Annotated in this window: 15 protein-coding genes and 1 pseudogene; 6 read left to right on the forward strand and 10 right to left on the reverse strand. The window is 56.5% G+C overall.

All coding sequences use genetic code 11. The features are described from left to right. Positions 1–54 precede the first annotated feature (54 nt). The 6 genes and pseudogenes from EAV92_RS12945 to EAV92_RS12965 form a co-directional block, all read right to left on the reverse strand. On the reverse strand, positions 55–1,380 hold the full coding sequence (locus tag EAV92_RS12945; protein ID WP_123041481.1) for an ABC transporter substrate-binding protein: 1,326 nt from the start codon (positions 1,378–1,380) through the stop codon (positions 55–57). A gap of 122 nt (positions 1,381–1,502) precedes the next feature. After that, the gene (locus EAV92_RS12950; RefSeq protein WP_123041482.1) at positions 1,503–3,680 is read right to left on the reverse strand and encodes a glycoside hydrolase family protein; all 2,178 of its coding nucleotides are present in this window, start codon (positions 3,678–3,680) and stop codon (positions 1,503–1,505) included. A 130-nt stretch (positions 3,681–3,810) separates the two neighbouring features. Continuing rightward, positions 3,811–4,215, reverse strand: a complete 405-nt coding sequence (locus EAV92_RS24735) for a VOC family protein (protein ID WP_206424328.1) — start codon at positions 4,213–4,215, stop codon at positions 3,811–3,813. A 60-nt stretch (positions 4,216–4,275) separates the two neighbouring features. Next, positions 4,276–4,581: pseudogene (locus EAV92_RS24740) on the reverse strand (MerR family transcriptional regulator); the annotation flags it as partial. A gap of 7 nt (positions 4,582–4,588) precedes the next feature. After that, a complete protein-coding gene (locus EAV92_RS12960; protein ID WP_123041484.1) occupies positions 4,589–5,371 on the reverse strand; it encodes a DUF695 domain-containing protein in 783 nt (260 codons plus the stop codon). A gap of 12 nt (positions 5,372–5,383) precedes the next feature. Then, a complete protein-coding gene (locus tag EAV92_RS12965) occupies positions 5,384–6,028 on the reverse strand; it encodes a hypothetical protein (RefSeq protein WP_123041485.1) in 645 nt (214 codons plus the stop codon). A gap of 178 nt (positions 6,029–6,206) precedes the next feature. Here EAV92_RS12965 and EAV92_RS12970 point away from each other — a divergent pair, with 178 nt between their 5' ends. From EAV92_RS12970 to EAV92_RS12985, 4 genes are all read left to right on the forward strand, one after another. Continuing rightward, complete coding sequence (locus EAV92_RS12970; protein WP_123041486.1) at positions 6,207–6,695, forward strand: pyridoxamine 5'-phosphate oxidase family protein; 489 nt, start codon at positions 6,207–6,209, stop codon at positions 6,693–6,695. Positions 6,696–6,802: 107 nt separating this feature from the next. Then, positions 6,803–7,291, forward strand: coding sequence for a cysteine hydrolase family protein (locus EAV92_RS12975; protein WP_123041487.1), 489 nt, complete (start codon positions 6,803–6,805; stop codon positions 7,289–7,291). A 108-nt stretch (positions 7,292–7,399) separates the two neighbouring features. Further along, entirely contained in the window at positions 7,400–7,780 is a 381-nt protein-coding gene (locus tag EAV92_RS12980) for a carboxymuconolactone decarboxylase family protein (protein ID WP_123041488.1), read from the forward strand. A 23-nt stretch (positions 7,781–7,803) separates the two neighbouring features. Next, positions 7,804–8,067, forward strand: a complete 264-nt coding sequence (locus EAV92_RS12985) for a DUF2992 family protein (protein WP_123041489.1) — start codon at positions 7,804–7,806, stop codon at positions 8,065–8,067. A gap of 308 nt (positions 8,068–8,375) precedes the next feature. On the opposite strand, the gene EAV92_RS12990 is transcribed toward EAV92_RS12985, so the two are convergent. Both EAV92_RS12990 and EAV92_RS12995 read right to left on the reverse strand, forming a co-directional pair. After that, a complete protein-coding gene (locus tag EAV92_RS12990; protein ID WP_123041490.1) occupies positions 8,376–9,146 on the reverse strand; it encodes a sulfite exporter TauE/SafE family protein in 771 nt (256 codons plus the stop codon). A gap of 36 nt (positions 9,147–9,182) precedes the next feature. After that, positions 9,183–10,454, reverse strand: a complete 1,272-nt coding sequence (locus tag EAV92_RS12995; RefSeq protein ID WP_164472764.1) for a methyl-accepting chemotaxis protein — start codon at positions 10,452–10,454, stop codon at positions 9,183–9,185. A 149-nt stretch (positions 10,455–10,603) separates the two neighbouring features. On the opposite strand from EAV92_RS12995, the gene EAV92_RS13000 reads away from it, so the two are divergent. Next, positions 10,604–10,930, forward strand: coding sequence for an ArsR/SmtB family transcription factor (locus tag EAV92_RS13000; RefSeq protein WP_123041492.1), 327 nt, complete (start codon positions 10,604–10,606; stop codon positions 10,928–10,930). Positions 10,931–11,016: 86 nt separating this feature from the next. Then, positions 11,017–12,786 (forward strand): SulP family inorganic anion transporter, encoded by a 1,770-nt coding sequence (locus EAV92_RS13005; protein ID WP_123043713.1) that lies wholly within the window; start codon positions 11,017–11,019, stop codon positions 12,784–12,786. On the opposite strand, the gene EAV92_RS13010 is transcribed toward EAV92_RS13005, so the two are convergent. Continuing rightward, complete coding sequence (locus EAV92_RS13010; RefSeq protein WP_123041493.1) at positions 12,728–13,915, reverse strand: MFS transporter; 1,188 nt, start codon at positions 13,913–13,915, stop codon at positions 12,728–12,730. The two genes, EAV92_RS13005 and EAV92_RS13010, sit on opposite strands and share 59 nt — an antisense overlap. An 8-nt stretch (positions 13,916–13,923) precedes the next feature. After that, positions 13,924–14,325, reverse strand: a complete 402-nt coding sequence (locus EAV92_RS13015) for a MerR family transcriptional regulator (protein WP_241158264.1) — start codon at positions 14,323–14,325, stop codon at positions 13,924–13,926. Positions 14,326–14,436 lie beyond the last annotated feature (111 nt).

Consider the following 14,436-nt stretch of genomic DNA (forward strand, 5'->3'; position numbering starts at 1 on the left):
TTCATGGAATGAAGGGGAGGGTGACCCTCCCCTTCACGCCGGTCATGATAGGGATTATTGGTTGGCGGCCTGAAGTTCTTTGGCGAACTCTTCCGGCGATGCCTTACCGAGTGCCAGCTTCTCGATAATGGAAGGCAGCTTGGAAATCGCGCCGGGTTTGAGAGTCCGAACGATATTCACGATGCTCTCGGGGGACTTGCTGTTCGTTTGGATATACTGTCCCATGACCGGGCCGGATTTGTTCGCCTCGTCCGCGCTCAGGTTCAACTTCGTGGACAAAAGGATGTGTCCTTCAAGGGTGAACGTTTTCGAGCTTTCTTCCGAAGTCATGAATTTCAGGAATTTCACGATCGCTTGTTCTTTGTTCTTGTCTTTTTGCACACCTGCCGCCCAAGGCGTGTAAGCGTCGGTAACCGTGAAGCCCGGCTGTACCTTGCCGTCGCCGAACGTCGGGGCCGCAGCCACGCCGATCTTGGAGGCCATGTCTTCTTTAATCGAACCGATCAGCCACGGGCCGTCGATGATCATCGCCGAGTTGCCGGTCAGGAAGTTGTTGGAGCTGACGGAATAGTTGCCGCCGAGCGCGTCGGGCGTTGTATTATCGAACAGCTTCTTCAGGTATTCGGCGGCTTTGGCGACTTCCGGCGTATCGAGCGATTTGCCCGGTTCGAACACGGACGTTCCGGCGATGCTTGCGGCCAGGTACGTGAACGCATTCGTCGTGTGCCAAGCGTCGTCCGCTGTCATCAGGGAAATCGGCGTGATGCCTGCCGCTTTCAGCTTGTCGCAGGCCTGGAAGAATTCATCCCACGTTTTTGGGAATTCGGCGATGCCCGCTTTCGTGAACAGCTCCTTGTTGTAGTAGAACAGGATGCCGGCTTTCTCGAACGGAATCGAGGTCAGCTTGCCGTCCACCGTCATGGCTTGCAGGTCCTGCTCCGAGAAGCGGGCTTTCCACTCGGCGTCCATGTACGGGGTGAAGTCCAGCAGCTTGCCGGATTGCTGACGGGACAGGTCGTTCGGGTTGAAGTTGTAGTTGAACAGATCCGGCGTTTGGTTCGCCGCGATCATCGTTTTTACTTTCTCCTGGTAAGAAGGCCAGTCCGGGTTGATGTCCACGGACACTTTGATTTTGCCGGCGTTTTCCTGGTTGAACTTGTCTACGATCGTCTTGAGCGCTTTGCCCCGCTCGGTGTCGGTGCTCCAACTGCTCAGCATCGTCAAGTCGATTTCCTTGCCGGACGAAGCCTCGCTCGAGGACGCGGAACCGGTCGGCGAACTGCCGGCGTCGCCGGATTTCGAGCCGCAACCCGTCAGGACGAGGGACGCGGCGAGAACGAGCGATGCCCCTGCGCCAAGCCATTTGCTTTTTCTGGTCATGTGATGATCCTCCCTTGAGGGTGTAAAGGTTTATCTCTCGTGCCTCTTCAATGTACCGGATAACGGCAACGCTTTACATTCACGTTTGTGTTCGTTTTCATTCGATTATTTATACACTTTCGTTAACGCCCGCGGGCGGCCAGGTATTTGCCCAAGCCGTAAATGCCGGCCGAATAGATCCAGCCGAGCGTTCCCCAAATGTCGCCTTTGGCGATCATTCCTTCGTCGATCCCCTGGTTGCAGACCCCGAAGCCCTCGGGCTGCATGCCCAGGTCCGTGAAGCCCATCAGGTCGCCGGGATGCGAAAGCACCTGCTGCGTACCGATCGCGATCCACTCCGCCATGCGCCGGAAGAAGTCCTCGCCGGTCTCTTCGCCTACCCGGTCCAGTTCTTCGATATGGAACAGGGAGTAAATGTCGACGACCCCGCCGCCCCAGATGGAGTTGATGCCTCCGTTGCCGACGGTTTTGAAATCGGCTCGGTGGAGGTCGGTGCCGGGCAAACAAGGCGCGTTCCAAACATAGTTCCAGGTAACGAAAATTTTGCCTGCCCGCACGGAGCCTTCCAGATAGCGTTTCTCGCCCGTCAGCTTGTACATCCCGTATAGAGCGGCGCACGTGTATTGAGCGGCTTCCTTGTCGATGACGTTCGGGTTGTCCAGTGTTCCGCCAAGGTAATGGTCCAGCGGCACGTACGTCTCCAGGACATAATCACCCGCCCTGCGAGCAGCCTCCAAATACTTCCGGCCCGCTTCTCCCGCCTGCTGCCCCATGGCGATCAGGTACAGGATGGGAATCGAGCTGGCCGATTTGGACGAGAACTCGTCATTGCCGAAGCCCTCCGCGTTTTTCAGCGGCGTGCCGTCCGGCTCGAACGCGCGGTACCAGGAGCCGTCTTCGTTTTGCACGTTCAGCAGGAAATCGGCGAAGTTCCGGGTCGTCTCCCACCAAGAAGCCTGTTCGCTCCCCAGCGAAGCGTACAGCTGATAACACATGAGCAAATCGAACGCCGGTTCCACCATCGTGCGGAGATAGTTGCCGGGAATGTTTCCATGAGAAATGTAGTGCAGCTTCGGCGCGCCCTCTTCTCCGAAGGAAGCGAACGGCTTGTCATTCTCGATGTCATACAAGGAATAGAGGAAGCCGGAAGGCTTCGGCATGCGGTCTACGAAGAACTGCACGACCTTGCGGCCCCGCTCGATCCACTCCCCGCCGTCGCTACTGGCGAGGGAGTACACCGTGTTCAACTGCCGTCCCGTGAAGCCGTATTCCAAAATGCGGGTGTACGACTCGTGCGGAATGTTGTTGAACGACGTTCCGAAACCGGAAGGCTGCGAGCCGTAACCGTGTCTCGGATCGAAATGGAAGAAGAAGCCCGCGCCTCCGTTCTCCAACTCGCAGTAGCTTCTTCGCAAGGAAACCCGGCGGTACTCCATTGAATCCTCCAGCGAGAACGGAAGTTCCGCCGGTTGAGGCGGATTCAGTTCCGCATATCCCTTGAACGCGCCGTACACCGCATCCGCGAACGTGTCTCCATGGCCGAAGCGGAAGTCGTACGACAGTTCCATTTCCATGGGTGTTCCTTCCAGCGGATAATATGCCGATACGGGTACGCGCCCGGCGTTCAAAGCGACGCTCCGGTCTCCTTCGAAGTAAGGCCAAAACGCCCGCAGAACCACCTCGTCCCGGCCTCCCGAATAACCGATCGAGCCGACCTCCGTCTTCTGCAAGTAGAAGTTTTCCTTCGCTGCCGTGCGCCGCGGCGCCTCGCTGAAGACCGGCAGGGAAACCCTTCCCAGCGTGAAATAACGCTTCTCTTCCGGTTGGAAGGCGATCACCGCGGGGTAGGTCAGCCTATCCTCCATGAACACTTTCGCTTCCCGAATTTCGGACAACGGAACGGGGTCGGAATAATGCGTCGCGGGATGGGCGAAGCGCCATGTACGGCCGGCGTCCGACGGAATCTCCGCTCGGAGCTCCAGTTGGACGCCTTCGGCCGGCGTGCATTCTCCCTCGGCTTTCCCGGCAAGAAAGCGGCGGGTCAATACCGCCCTGCCCTCATCGGCCGACCAAACGTCAAGTACCCGAAACCGGCAGCCGGCTTCTTCCCATTCGGCTTCCGCGGCCCACTCGGAATCACTCCGTTTCGAAACCTTAGTATAATTCATGGCCTTACTCCCGCGGTTCAGGTAGTGCACCGTGACGGGAGCCGGAAAAATCAACGCATCCGCGGGACCGTCGCCCCAAAGGATGCGCGGATAGTAGCCTTGGCCTTCTTGCAGAAACGCTATTTTGATCATGAAGTCACCTCATTCGGACGGTATACCCCCAATGTAAAGGTTCGCCGAAGGCAATTCGATTCATAAATCCGTCTTTTTCGATACAGAAAAAAGCCCGATCTTGAGAATCAGGCTTTCTAAGGGTAACCTTTTAAGCTTCTGCGTAATTCGATACTTCGATCAGATTCAAATCCGGGTCGCGGAAATAGACGGACTCGATCGGGCCGAGCGCCCCCGTCCGGCGTACCGGTCCTTCTTCCACGGCGATTCCCCGTTGTTCCAATATCCGCATGATTTCGGCTACGGGCGTGTGCGCGATGAAACACAAATCCGCGGTTCCAGGGAGCGGAGCGTGCGCTTTCGGCTCGAACTCCTTGCCCTTCTCGTGCAAGTTGATCTTCTGCCTCCCGAAATTCAGGGCGTATCTTCCTCCCGCGAATTGCACGGGCTCCATGCCGAGCACTTCGGAATAAAAACGGACGGTCGCCTGCAAATCCGAAACGGTGAGCACGAAATGGTCCAAACGGTCCAATTGAATCGAAGCGGCTGTCGTCATGCGCATGCCTTTGTAGTAATCGATTTTGTCCTCTAGCTTCTCCAGATGTCCGCTTAACTCGCGGATCCGCTCCTCCACTTTCCGCTTGTGCTTTTGAAGCAGCTCCATTCGGGCCTCCGCCGTGGAGTCGCCTTCATATCGCAAATCGGAATACAGTTTCATCTCGGAAATCGGCATCCCCAGCGTCCGCAGCCGCAACAGGAACCGCACCCAGTCGACGTCGGCCGGCGAATACCGGCGATAACCGCTGGAGTCGCGTTCCACCGCGTGGATGAGCCCCGTTTTCTCGTAATAGCGAAGCGTATGTACGGAAAGGCCGGACAGATCCGCCATCCGTTGGATTGTTAAAGGTTCCATAGCGAACATTGTATCCTCACTCGCCGGACTTGAAAATCTTTTTTAACCCGTGTAGCCATCCTTTACGATCTTCGATAACTTTCGTTTCCCAGCCGTCGTAGTCTCCGCCGCACTCCTCCGCCGCATGGACCAAAACATCGGTTACGCCGCTGATGGCATGCAAATCCACGAGGTCATTTCTAGAGATGCAAAGCGAGTACCTCTGGTTTGATTGCTCCTGATCTACGATCCGAAACCCGTCTTTCAGGACTTTCTCTTGGAAAAGACGACGGGATTCCGCAGAGTCGAAATAAATCCAGTGGGTGACTTCCCGCCGTTTCTCCAAAGTGTCTCCCAATTCATTCAACTTATTGACGAGATGCCGGTTCATCAAGCGATGCCAGTTCGCTTTATTCGGATACAGAAATTCTCGATAAAAGGCCCCCGGCTCCTTTTCTTCGATACGTCCGAAGGTGTAGCGATAGTTTTCAAGGCTTCTCGCTGCAAGGTTTTGAAGCAGGTTCACATCTTCGGAATCCGTGTAGTAATAAAAATTTCTTCTTCCCTCAGTCGTAACTCTGCCGACAAACAAATAATGCTCATCCAGCAAATCATGGATCGAATCCTCGGCCGCGAACAAAACCTCTGCCTCCGCGTTTGTGGTAAGTCCGATATTGTCGGGTTCCTTCAAGACCACGCTAAGCCGGTACAAATGGACAAACTTTTCGTTTGTCCCCTCCTCCCACGGGTCCAAATCCAAAAAGAAGGATGCCGGTTTGCGATCAATATACGTAAAATAGGTATCCCAGTTGTCCGACACGGCTTTACCTCCTCAAAATGCAGCTTTCCCACGCCGTTCCGACCAGAGAGCGAATCCCAGCCATATGAACGCCAGGCCCATCGGCACCGCCAAGATCCGATCGAGCGGGTGATGAAGCAGCGACGACGCGAGAGTCACCACGGACCCGAAGGCGAGCAGAACACCGGCCCAGCGCGGCAGGATGCCGGCGCGGAACGTGGCGATGCCGAGCAGGAGTCCGCTCAGGATATACACGACCCCGCCCACCGGCGCGACGCCCGGCAGGAGGCCCAGATCAAACTCGCTTGCGGTGCCGCCGAAGATGCCCAAGTAGCCTTCCACGAACTTCGGCACGTCAGCGGCGAGTATCGGCAAAATAAACGCTTCGACAAACGCGAAGGCGGCCGTCGCCACCCAGAAGAAACCGAACAGGAGATACCCGATCAGGCCGAGCCAACCGGCCTCGTTCGCTTGCCTGGCGAAAATCCCCGTAATGCCGAGCAGGCCGAGCAGCGCCATGGCAATCGTCAGATAATGGGTGATGGCCCACGTATCCGTGGTGACGGACGATAGTTTATCGAGCGGGTGGATCGTTTGGATGAAGATGTAAAGAATACCGGCCAGCATAGCCGCTAACCCTGCCCAGCGGATGAGTTTCGAAGCGAACGAGGTTTTCATTTTTGCTCTCTCCTTGACTTGGTGATTTCATGGCGTATACAGGTAAATATTTCTATACACAATGTATTACCTACAATACATAATGTCAAGTATTTTTTACACTCAATTATACGATGGTTTGCCGGTCAGCGGAGGGTGTAATACTAATGCAATATGCATAACGAGAGGTGACGAATCGATGGTTCCAACGTCCACAGACCAAGAAGCGATCGAGAAAGTACGGGATTTGATCAAAGGCATCAAAACGGCGATGCTGACGACGATCTCGGATGAAGGGCTGGTTTCGCGCCCCATGAAAACCCAGGATGTCGAGTTCGACGGCGATCTGTGGTTTCTGACCAAGAAAGATTCGGGTAAATTCCATGAGCTGCTTCACAACAAGCAAGTCAACGTGGCTTACGCGGATCAATCATTCGTTTCGATTCGCGGCGAAGCCGAGCTCGTGGAAAGTCCGGAAAAGGTGAAACAATTCTGGAACCCGGTCTACGAGGAACTCTTGGATACCAAATATGACGATCCGAACCTGGTCCTTATCAAGGTCAAAGCCGACACCGCAGAGTATTGGGATTCCTGGAATAAGTTCAAGATGGCGAAGTTCATGCTCCGGCGACTGATGGGCAAGAACACGGAAGGCACGGAAATCAATCGCATCGTTGAACTGAATTAGGCAGAAAAATGCCCAACACGCATTTGGTGATGGGCATTTTTGTTTGCAGGAAAAACATGGTTGCGGCGAGAATACCCCTAACTATAGAAAGGGGTGCGTTATTGGGGATGAAAATAGCGCTTGTAATCGTCGACATGCAGAAGCACTTTCTTCAGGATCGGATGAAAGAGTTCAAAGTACCCCGCGCATGCGTCTATATCAATTACGTTGCGGAATTGCTTAGAAGCAAGGATCACATAGTGGTTCATGTACAAGACGTGGAAGGCGCAGACGAATCCGGTATGGAGGCGATCGGATTCATTCCCGAAATCGAGATATTCCCGGGAGACCTGCACGTCAAGAAGGAGCAAGCCAATGCGTTTTGGAAGACGGATCTCGAACGGCTCCTGCAAGAAAAAGAAGTGAATCTGGTCATCGTGGCCGGATTCGCCGCAGAGCAATGCGTGCTCTTTACTTACAACGGCGCGCTCGAGCGGGGCTTCAAAGCGGTGATGCTGCAGAACGGCATCATCAGTTCGAGGGAAGACATCATACAGGCGACGTACCGCGACCGGGACCTGATTTCGGATCCGGCGATCGCCGCGCTGGTGGAATAGCCAAGAAGGTCCGCGGAACCGCGGACTTTTTTCATTCCCGGAAAGTATTGCCTTCGAGCGCGCTCTAAAGTTTAGAATGGGTCCATTCCCTTATAGGAGGACTTATTCATGACAACGACTCGTTACGAACAAGGCTGGCGAAAATTGATGGAGGTGGACGGGGAAGGCGGACAGCGCGTGATCGATTCCCTCGGGGATATCGCGCCCGATCTGGGGCGGTACGTCGTGGAATTCGCCTTCGGAGACATCTACTCGCGGCCGGGTCTGGATCTCAAGCAGCGCCAGCTGGTGACTTTGGCAGCCCTAACCGCCCAAGGCGGCTGCGAACCTCAGCTAAACGTCCATTTGAACGCGGCGCTGAATGTCGGGCTGACCCCGGCTGAAATCGTCGAGGCGCTCATGCACTGCATCCCGTACACCGGATTTCCCCGTGTGTTGAACGCGGTTTTTACCGCCAAAAAAGTGTTTCAGGAACGCGGGGTCCTCTAGCTGGCTGAAGCCGTAACCCGGGGTTGATCGCCGGTCTGACCGAGGAGGTCAATGCGGGCGCCAAACCCGCAGAGGGCAGAGTGAATCCGAAACGGCTGGCCAGGCAAGCCTCCCGTGAGCTGCAAGCACGCGGGGCGTCGACTATCGCGCAAGCCGCTCTCCAGTTGGAGTACGAGAAGCGCAAGAAGGAACGGCATCTCCGAAACCGCCTGAGAACGGAAGAAGCGCGTGAAGCCAAATGGGAAGCCAAAATCGCCAAAGCCAAGAACAAGCATCGAGGCCGATAACGGCAAGAAGACCCTTGGGGAATCCCAAGGGTCTTCTTGTCTTCTTGTTCGGCATTGCAGCCGCAGTAGCCGTCGCTCAACCAACGCCGCCCCGGTTTTATTGCTTTTTGGCACTAACTTCGGCTTAGATCGCGAAAGCGGGGTCGTTTTATTGCCTTTCGACGCTAAATCGCCTGTTTCACCGTCGATATGAAAGCAAATGCAAGCTTTTAGTGTCCAAAAGCAGTAACTCTGCGGTCGAACCGACCCAGGGCGCCATTTTAGTGTCGGAAAGCAATAACTTAGCAAGTGCTTTTACCCGGATAAAATTAACCTCGCCACAAATCCCACAGCTGCTTTCCAATCAGCACGGTTGTCACAACGATGAACAAAGGCTTGACGTACGCGGCTCCTTTCCGGATGGCCACCCGCGAACCGGTCCACGCGCCCGCGATCATCGCCGCCCCGAGGAACAGCCCATAGCCGTAATCGATGGAGTGGAAAAGCGCGAACAGAAGCAGGCTCGCGGCGTTGCTGCCGAGGTTCAGCACTTTGGCGTTGCCGGAAGCCCGAACGAAATCGAAACCGGCCAGCAGGAATACGAACAGAAGGAACGAGCCGGTGCCCGGCCCGAAAAAACCGTCGTAAAAGCCGATCACCACCGCTGCGGCGGCCACGATAAGGCCCGATTTTCTCGATAACCCTTCATTTGCGCGGCCGGAGCCCGTCCAGTTTTTCTTGAGCAGCGTGTACACCAGGATAACGGCCAGCATGCAGACCACGAGCGGACGCAGGAACTCCGACGGAATTCGCTGGACGGTATACGTGCCGAGCGCGGCTCCGGCGAACGATAGCGGAAACAGCCGGGCGACAAGCTTGCCCTCGACCTTCCCGGACGCGAAAAACGATGCCGAGCTGGTCAAAGAAGACAGCGTGCCGCCGAACTTATTCGTGCCTAGCGCGAGACCGGGAGCAAGCCCCGTCATGAGAAGCGCGGGCACCGTGACGAGTCCCCCGCCTCCGACGACGGAATCGACGAAAGCGGCGACGAACCCTGCGGCAAGGAGAAACAAAATCATATCGAGAGAGGGGATTTCCATTCCCTTATGATCTTCCTAGCGCACGGAGTTTGTCAACTAGACGCGGAACACGCCGACTTTGGCATGGAGGGCGTCGGCTTGGTTTTCCAAAGCGGACGAAGCAGCCGCCAGTTCCTCGGAAACCGCCATCTGCTCTTGCACCGAAGAAGAAACCTGCCGGATGCTGGCGGAAATCCGCTTGGCGATCTCGCCGACCTCCCGGGTTTTGTCCTTCGCGCTCTCGACTTGGTCCAATTGCTCGGCGATGCCGGCCGCGATGCCGTCGACCGCGTTCGCCGTTTCCTTCACGGCAAGGCTGATCCGGTCCAACGCCGCCTTGGCCGCCTCCCCCTTGCCGGATTCGGCCATGGCCAGCCGTTCTTGCGCGGACGTTTTCTTGACGACGCCGGATACGCCGGCCTCCATCCCCGCGATGAGCCGGTTAATGTTCTTGACGGCGTCCGCGCTTTCTTCGGCGAGTTTCCGGATCTCGCCCGCGACGACGGCAAAGCCTTGTCCGGTCTCCCCCGCCCTCGCCGCTTCGATCGAGGCGTTCAACGCGAGCAGATGCGTCTGGCCTGCGATTCCGCCGACCACGGATGAAATGCTTCGAATATGGTTGGCGTTTTCGCGGAGTTCTTCGACAATACGCATCGACTCGCGGCTGGACCGGGCCATTTCCATCATGCCGTCCACCAGGGACCTCACGATCGCTTCGCTGTCTGCGAGCGTCTCCAACATATCATGGGCGATGGCGCGCGAGGCGTCGGCCCTGCCGCCCATCGCCTCGGCCGTTTCTTTGATCCGCGTGACGGCCGCGAACGTGGCCATAGCCGATTCCGCCTGCTCCGCGGCTCCGCCGGCGATCGTTTCCGTCGCTCCGGCGACCTGTTCGGCCTGCATAGCCGCCTCCTCCATACCGCCGCTGAGGGCGCGGACATGGTCGCGTGTAAACGTAACGTTGCCGGAAAGATCCCCGATCAGCTGCCTCAATCCGCCGATCATTTTCGCGAACGATTCGCTGAGCAAGCGAATTTCGTCATCCGACGGATGAATCGGAATCTGCACCTTCAGATTTCCCGTCGCCGCTTCATTAGCGGCGGCAGACAATCGCAGCAACGGCCGGATCAGCCAGATGGCGCCAAGCCAGCCCAGAATGCCGCTCCAGACGATGCCGAGCAGCAAAATCATAGAAACGTACGCCCACGAAGCCATGGAAGGCGCGATCAGGTCCTTCAGGTAAAAAATAAAAAAGGCGCTGCACCCATAGGTTACAACGGATACTGCCGTGATGCCGATGACGATCTTTTTAACCAGTCCGAGTCTCAATGTTGTTCTTCCCCTTCGATGTAAGGTAATCATCCTCTATGTTGCCAGTTTATCGGAAGGGACGCCGACGGAATGTGATAAAAGTCACATCGGCTGTGCTATACTGAATATAAAATATTTGCATATTCAAAGATTAAGGAGATTACGGTATGTATCGAGAGCTTCCGCAATTCAAAGCGGAATTTTTTAAAGCGCTGGCCCATCCCCTGCGCATTCGGATTCTGGAGGTGCTGAGCGAAGGCAACAAAACGGTGAACGAGCTCCAGGCGATCCTCGGCAGCGAAGGTTCCGCCGTATCCCAGCAACTCGCCGTGCTGCGGGGCAAAAACGTCGTGTTCGGCACGAAAGAAGGTACATCCGTCATTTATTCGCTCCGGGATCCGCTCATCAGGGATCTGCTTCAGGTCGCCCGGCAAATTTTCGACAATCATTTGGTGGACGCAATTTCGATTCTGGAGAATATCCGCAAAGAGTAAGAATCGTCCGGCACGTGAGCAAAGCGCGGCAATTTTATGGCCATTATATTCAAATAATCAAATATTTAAAAAAGAAGGTATTCAAATTGACGAAACAACGCGGACGGTTTGCGAACTACTCGGTCAGAGATCTCAAGCGCGACCTATTGGCCGGGTTGATCGTGGGCATCATCGCCATCCCCTTAGGTATGGCCTTTGCCATTGCTTCCGGCGTTAAGCCGCAATACGGAATCTACACGATTATCGTCGCGGGCTTCCTGATTTCGCTGCTGGGCGGATCCAAATTCCAGATCGGGGGGCCGACCGGCGCGTTCGTGCCCATCCTGCTTGCCATCGTCATGGATTATGGCTACGAGAACCTCCTGATCGCAGGGATGATGGCGGGAGCCTTCCTTGTGCTTATGGGAATATTCCGGCTTGGCTTGTTGATTCGTTTCATCCCCCGCCCCGTTACGATCGGCTTTACCGCGGGTATCGCCGTCATCATTTTCACCGGTCAAATCGCGAACTTCCTCGGGCTGAGCGGCCTTAAGAAGCATCAGAACTTCCTGCCCAACATGCGTGAAATCGTGACTCACCTGAACACGGCGAACCTTTACAGCGTGCTGACGGCCGTCATCTGTTTGGCCTGCATCCTTCTGACTCCGCGACTCTTTCCTAAGGTACCGGGCTCGCTGGTCGGTTTGATCGTATCGAGCTGCGCCGCCATTTGGCTGTTCGGCGGCCGCGTGGAGACGATCGGATCATCCTTCGGAGCGATTTCCGGTTCGCTGCCCGCATTCCATTGGCCGAACATCACGTTGGAGAAGCTGAAGACGTTGTTCTACCCGGCGCTTATCATCGCCATGCTGGGGAGCATCGAATCCCTTTTGTCCGCCGTCGTCGCGGACGGCATGACCGGGACCCGCCATCACAGCAACCGGGAATTGATCGGCCAAGGCATCGCAAACATCGTCGCGCCTTTGTTCGGCGGCATTCCGGCGACCGGCGCCATCGCGAGAACGGCCACCAACATCAAAAACGGCGCCGCCAGTCCCCTGTCCGGCATGTTCCACGGCGTGACCGTACTGCTCGTCCTTCTGTTGTTCGCACCCTATGCGTCGGACATTCCTTTGGCCGCGATCGCCCCCGTTCTCATGGTGGTCGCTTGGAACATGAGCGAACGCAAACACTTCGCGCATATCGTGGGCACGCGTACGGCGGATTCCATCGTGCTGGTCATCACTTTCCTGCTCACGGTACTGGCGGATTTGACCGTGGCGGTGGAGGTCGGATTGCTGCTCGCGGCCGTCCTGTTCGTCAAGCGGATGAGCGAATTGCTGACCGTCTCCAAGGTGCTGCCCGACCCCGCGGCCAAAAACGAGAAAGTGGCCTCCCGTAGAGTACGGGAAGGCCACGATTGTCCGCAGCTTGCCATATTTACCGTGGAAGGCGCCCTGTTCTTCGGAGCCGCCGCGGTTTTCGAAACGACCGTCATGAGCACGATTCACGCCCGGCCCCGCTTCCTGCTCCTCCGGCTAAGCCGGGTTCCGTTTCTGGACACGACCGGCGAATCCAATCTCGCCGTGGTCGTCAAGGATATGCACAAGCACGGGGGCATCGTCCTCATTTCGGGCATCCAGCCTCAACCCCGCGACGTGCTGAGACGAACGGGACTGGACCGGATCATCGGGGAAGATCGCTTTTTCTCCCATACGGGAGAAGCGATTAATTATGCTTTGCAACGGATGGACGCCAACACGTGCTTGGGATGCTCCCAATTCGCCTTTCGCGAATGCGCCAGCTTGTCCAAGGGCGTCAGTGAGACGGCGCAGCCAAATCCACATGCCGTACGTGTTTCCGATTCAGCACGATGAAAACGACGGAAGCGAGCACGAACGCGGCGCCGACGATGAATGGAACGTGCGGATTGTACCATTCGGCCAGCTTGCCCGCGAAGTAAGGCGCGATGGCCCCGCCCAGGAACCGCAGGAAGCTGTAAGCCGCGGACGCCGTCGAACGCTCTACGGGAGCCGCGTTCATGACGCCGGTCGTGATCAGCGTGTTGTTGTTGCCCAGCAAGGCGCCGGCCACGATGACGCAGGCGATGATCACCCATTGCGTATTCGTCCAGATCCCCATCGCGAGCAGCACGAGACCGAAGAGAGCCAGCATGGCGGACATCGATTTCACCGTTCCGAATCGGGCTTGAAGCTTCGGCGCCATGAATACGGACGTCAGCGCGAGCAGGATGCCCCAGCCGAGGAACACGTAACCGAGCCCATGCTCGTCGAGTCCCATGACGAACGGCGCGTAAGCCAACAAGGTAAAGAAGCCGAAGTTGTACAGACACGCCGTGAAGCCGAAAACGACGAGCGCGCGGTGCTTCATCGCGCGGAACGGATCCAGCAGTGAGGTTTTCTTCCTTGCGCCGGCGGGGGTTTTCGACTTCGGCATCATCAGCGTCAGCGCGACGAAGGCGATGACCATGAGCGCGGCGACGCCGAGGAACGGCCCTCTCCAGGAAATGGCGCCGAGCTCGCCGCCGAGCAGCGGACCGACGGAGATGCCGAGTCCGATGGCGGCTTCATAAAGGATGATGGCTTTGGTCACTCCGCTGGTGGACAAGGAGACGATCGCGGCCAGCGCGGTCGCGACGAACAAGGCGTTGCCGAAGCCCCAGCCGCCCCGGAGTCCGACCAGCGTCCAAATGCCGTTGGAAATGCCGCCGAGACCTGAAAATAAAGCGATGATGACGATCCCCGACAGCAGCGTGCCTTTAATCCCGATGCGGGAAGAAATCGTGCCGGTAACGAGCATGGCGACGGCCATGACGGCGTTGTAACTCGTGAAAAGCAAGCTGACCTCGCTAGTGGAGGCATGCAGCTTTTTGGCGATGGCCGGCAAAATCGGGTCGACGAGCCCGATGCCCATAAAGGCGATGATGCCCGCGAAGAAGACGGCCCATACCGCCCGCGGTTGCTTAAGTATGCTGTTGCTTTCCATGAATAACTTCACTCCTGATGACTGATAATTTTGCGTTTGGCTTCTTGAACCCGATCGTTCAATTCCATAACCTCGGCGCGGAATCCGGTCAGCTTCTCCAGCTTCTGGTCGATCATCGTCAGTTGGAGACCGATCGTGCGTTCCAACCCTTCCAGTTTCTCCAACTTCGCCTTTTCCTCGCGGATCTCGTGGATCCCTTGCCGGAGCTGCTGAAACTCCTCGATCACCGCGATGTACTCTTGCAGCTCCTGCAAGGAGCTGCCCAGCACGTCGCGGGCGTTCAAAATCTGCTTCAGCCTTTCGACGTGTTTTTCGGAGTAAAGGCGATAGCCGCCTTCGCTGCGTTCCGGGGGAAACAGGAGGCCGATCTCCTCGTAGTATCGGATGGTCCGTTTCGTCAATCCGCACATTTTGGCGACTTCCTCGATTTTGTACGTGGCGATTTAAAGCCCCTCCTTTCCGCTTTTCATCACGTTTTCTAACATACCACCTAATTAACCTTAACGTCAACGTTAATGTTT

This window comes from Cohnella candidum, assembly GCF_003713065.1.
GTDB classification, from domain to species: Bacteria; Bacillota; Bacilli; order Paenibacillales; family Paenibacillaceae; genus Cohnella; species Cohnella candidum.

What these genes read in the sequence shown, in the direction of transcription:
- EAV92_RS12945 (WP_123041481.1), bottom strand. Translation starts at nt 1,380, where the DNA reads ATGACCAGAAAAAGCAAATGGCTTGGCGCAGGGGCATCGCTCGTTCTC.
- EAV92_RS12950 (WP_123041482.1), bottom strand. Translation starts at nt 3,680, where the DNA reads ATGATCAAAATAGCGTTTCTGCAAGAAGGCCAAGGCTACTATCCGCGC.
- EAV92_RS24735 (WP_206424328.1), bottom strand. Translation starts at nt 4,215, where the DNA reads ATGACGACAGCCGCTTCGATTCAATTGGACCGTTTGGACCATTTCGTG.
- EAV92_RS12965 (WP_123041485.1), bottom strand. Translation starts at nt 6,028, where the DNA reads ATGAAAACCTCGTTCGCTTCGAAACTCATCCGCTGGGCAGGGTTAGCG.
- EAV92_RS12970 (WP_123041486.1), top strand. Translation starts at nt 6,207, where the DNA reads ATGGTTCCAACGTCCACAGACCAAGAAGCGATCGAGAAAGTACGGGAT.
- EAV92_RS12975 (WP_123041487.1), top strand. Translation starts at nt 6,803, where the DNA reads ATGAAAATAGCGCTTGTAATCGTCGACATGCAGAAGCACTTTCTTCAG.
- EAV92_RS12980 (WP_123041488.1), top strand. Translation starts at nt 7,400, where the DNA reads ATGACAACGACTCGTTACGAACAAGGCTGGCGAAAATTGATGGAGGTG.
- EAV92_RS12990 (WP_123041490.1), bottom strand. Translation starts at nt 9,146, where the DNA reads ATGGAAATCCCCTCTCTCGATATGATTTTGTTTCTCCTTGCCGCAGGG.
- EAV92_RS13000 (WP_123041492.1), top strand. Translation starts at nt 10,604, where the DNA reads ATGTATCGAGAGCTTCCGCAATTCAAAGCGGAATTTTTTAAAGCGCTG.
- EAV92_RS13010 (WP_123041493.1), bottom strand. Translation starts at nt 13,915, where the DNA reads ATGGAAAGCAACAGCATACTTAAGCAACCGCGGGCGGTATGGGCCGTC.
- EAV92_RS13015 (WP_241158264.1), bottom strand. Translation starts at nt 14,325, where the DNA reads ATGTGCGGATTGACGAAACGGACCATCCGATACTACGAGGAGATCGGC.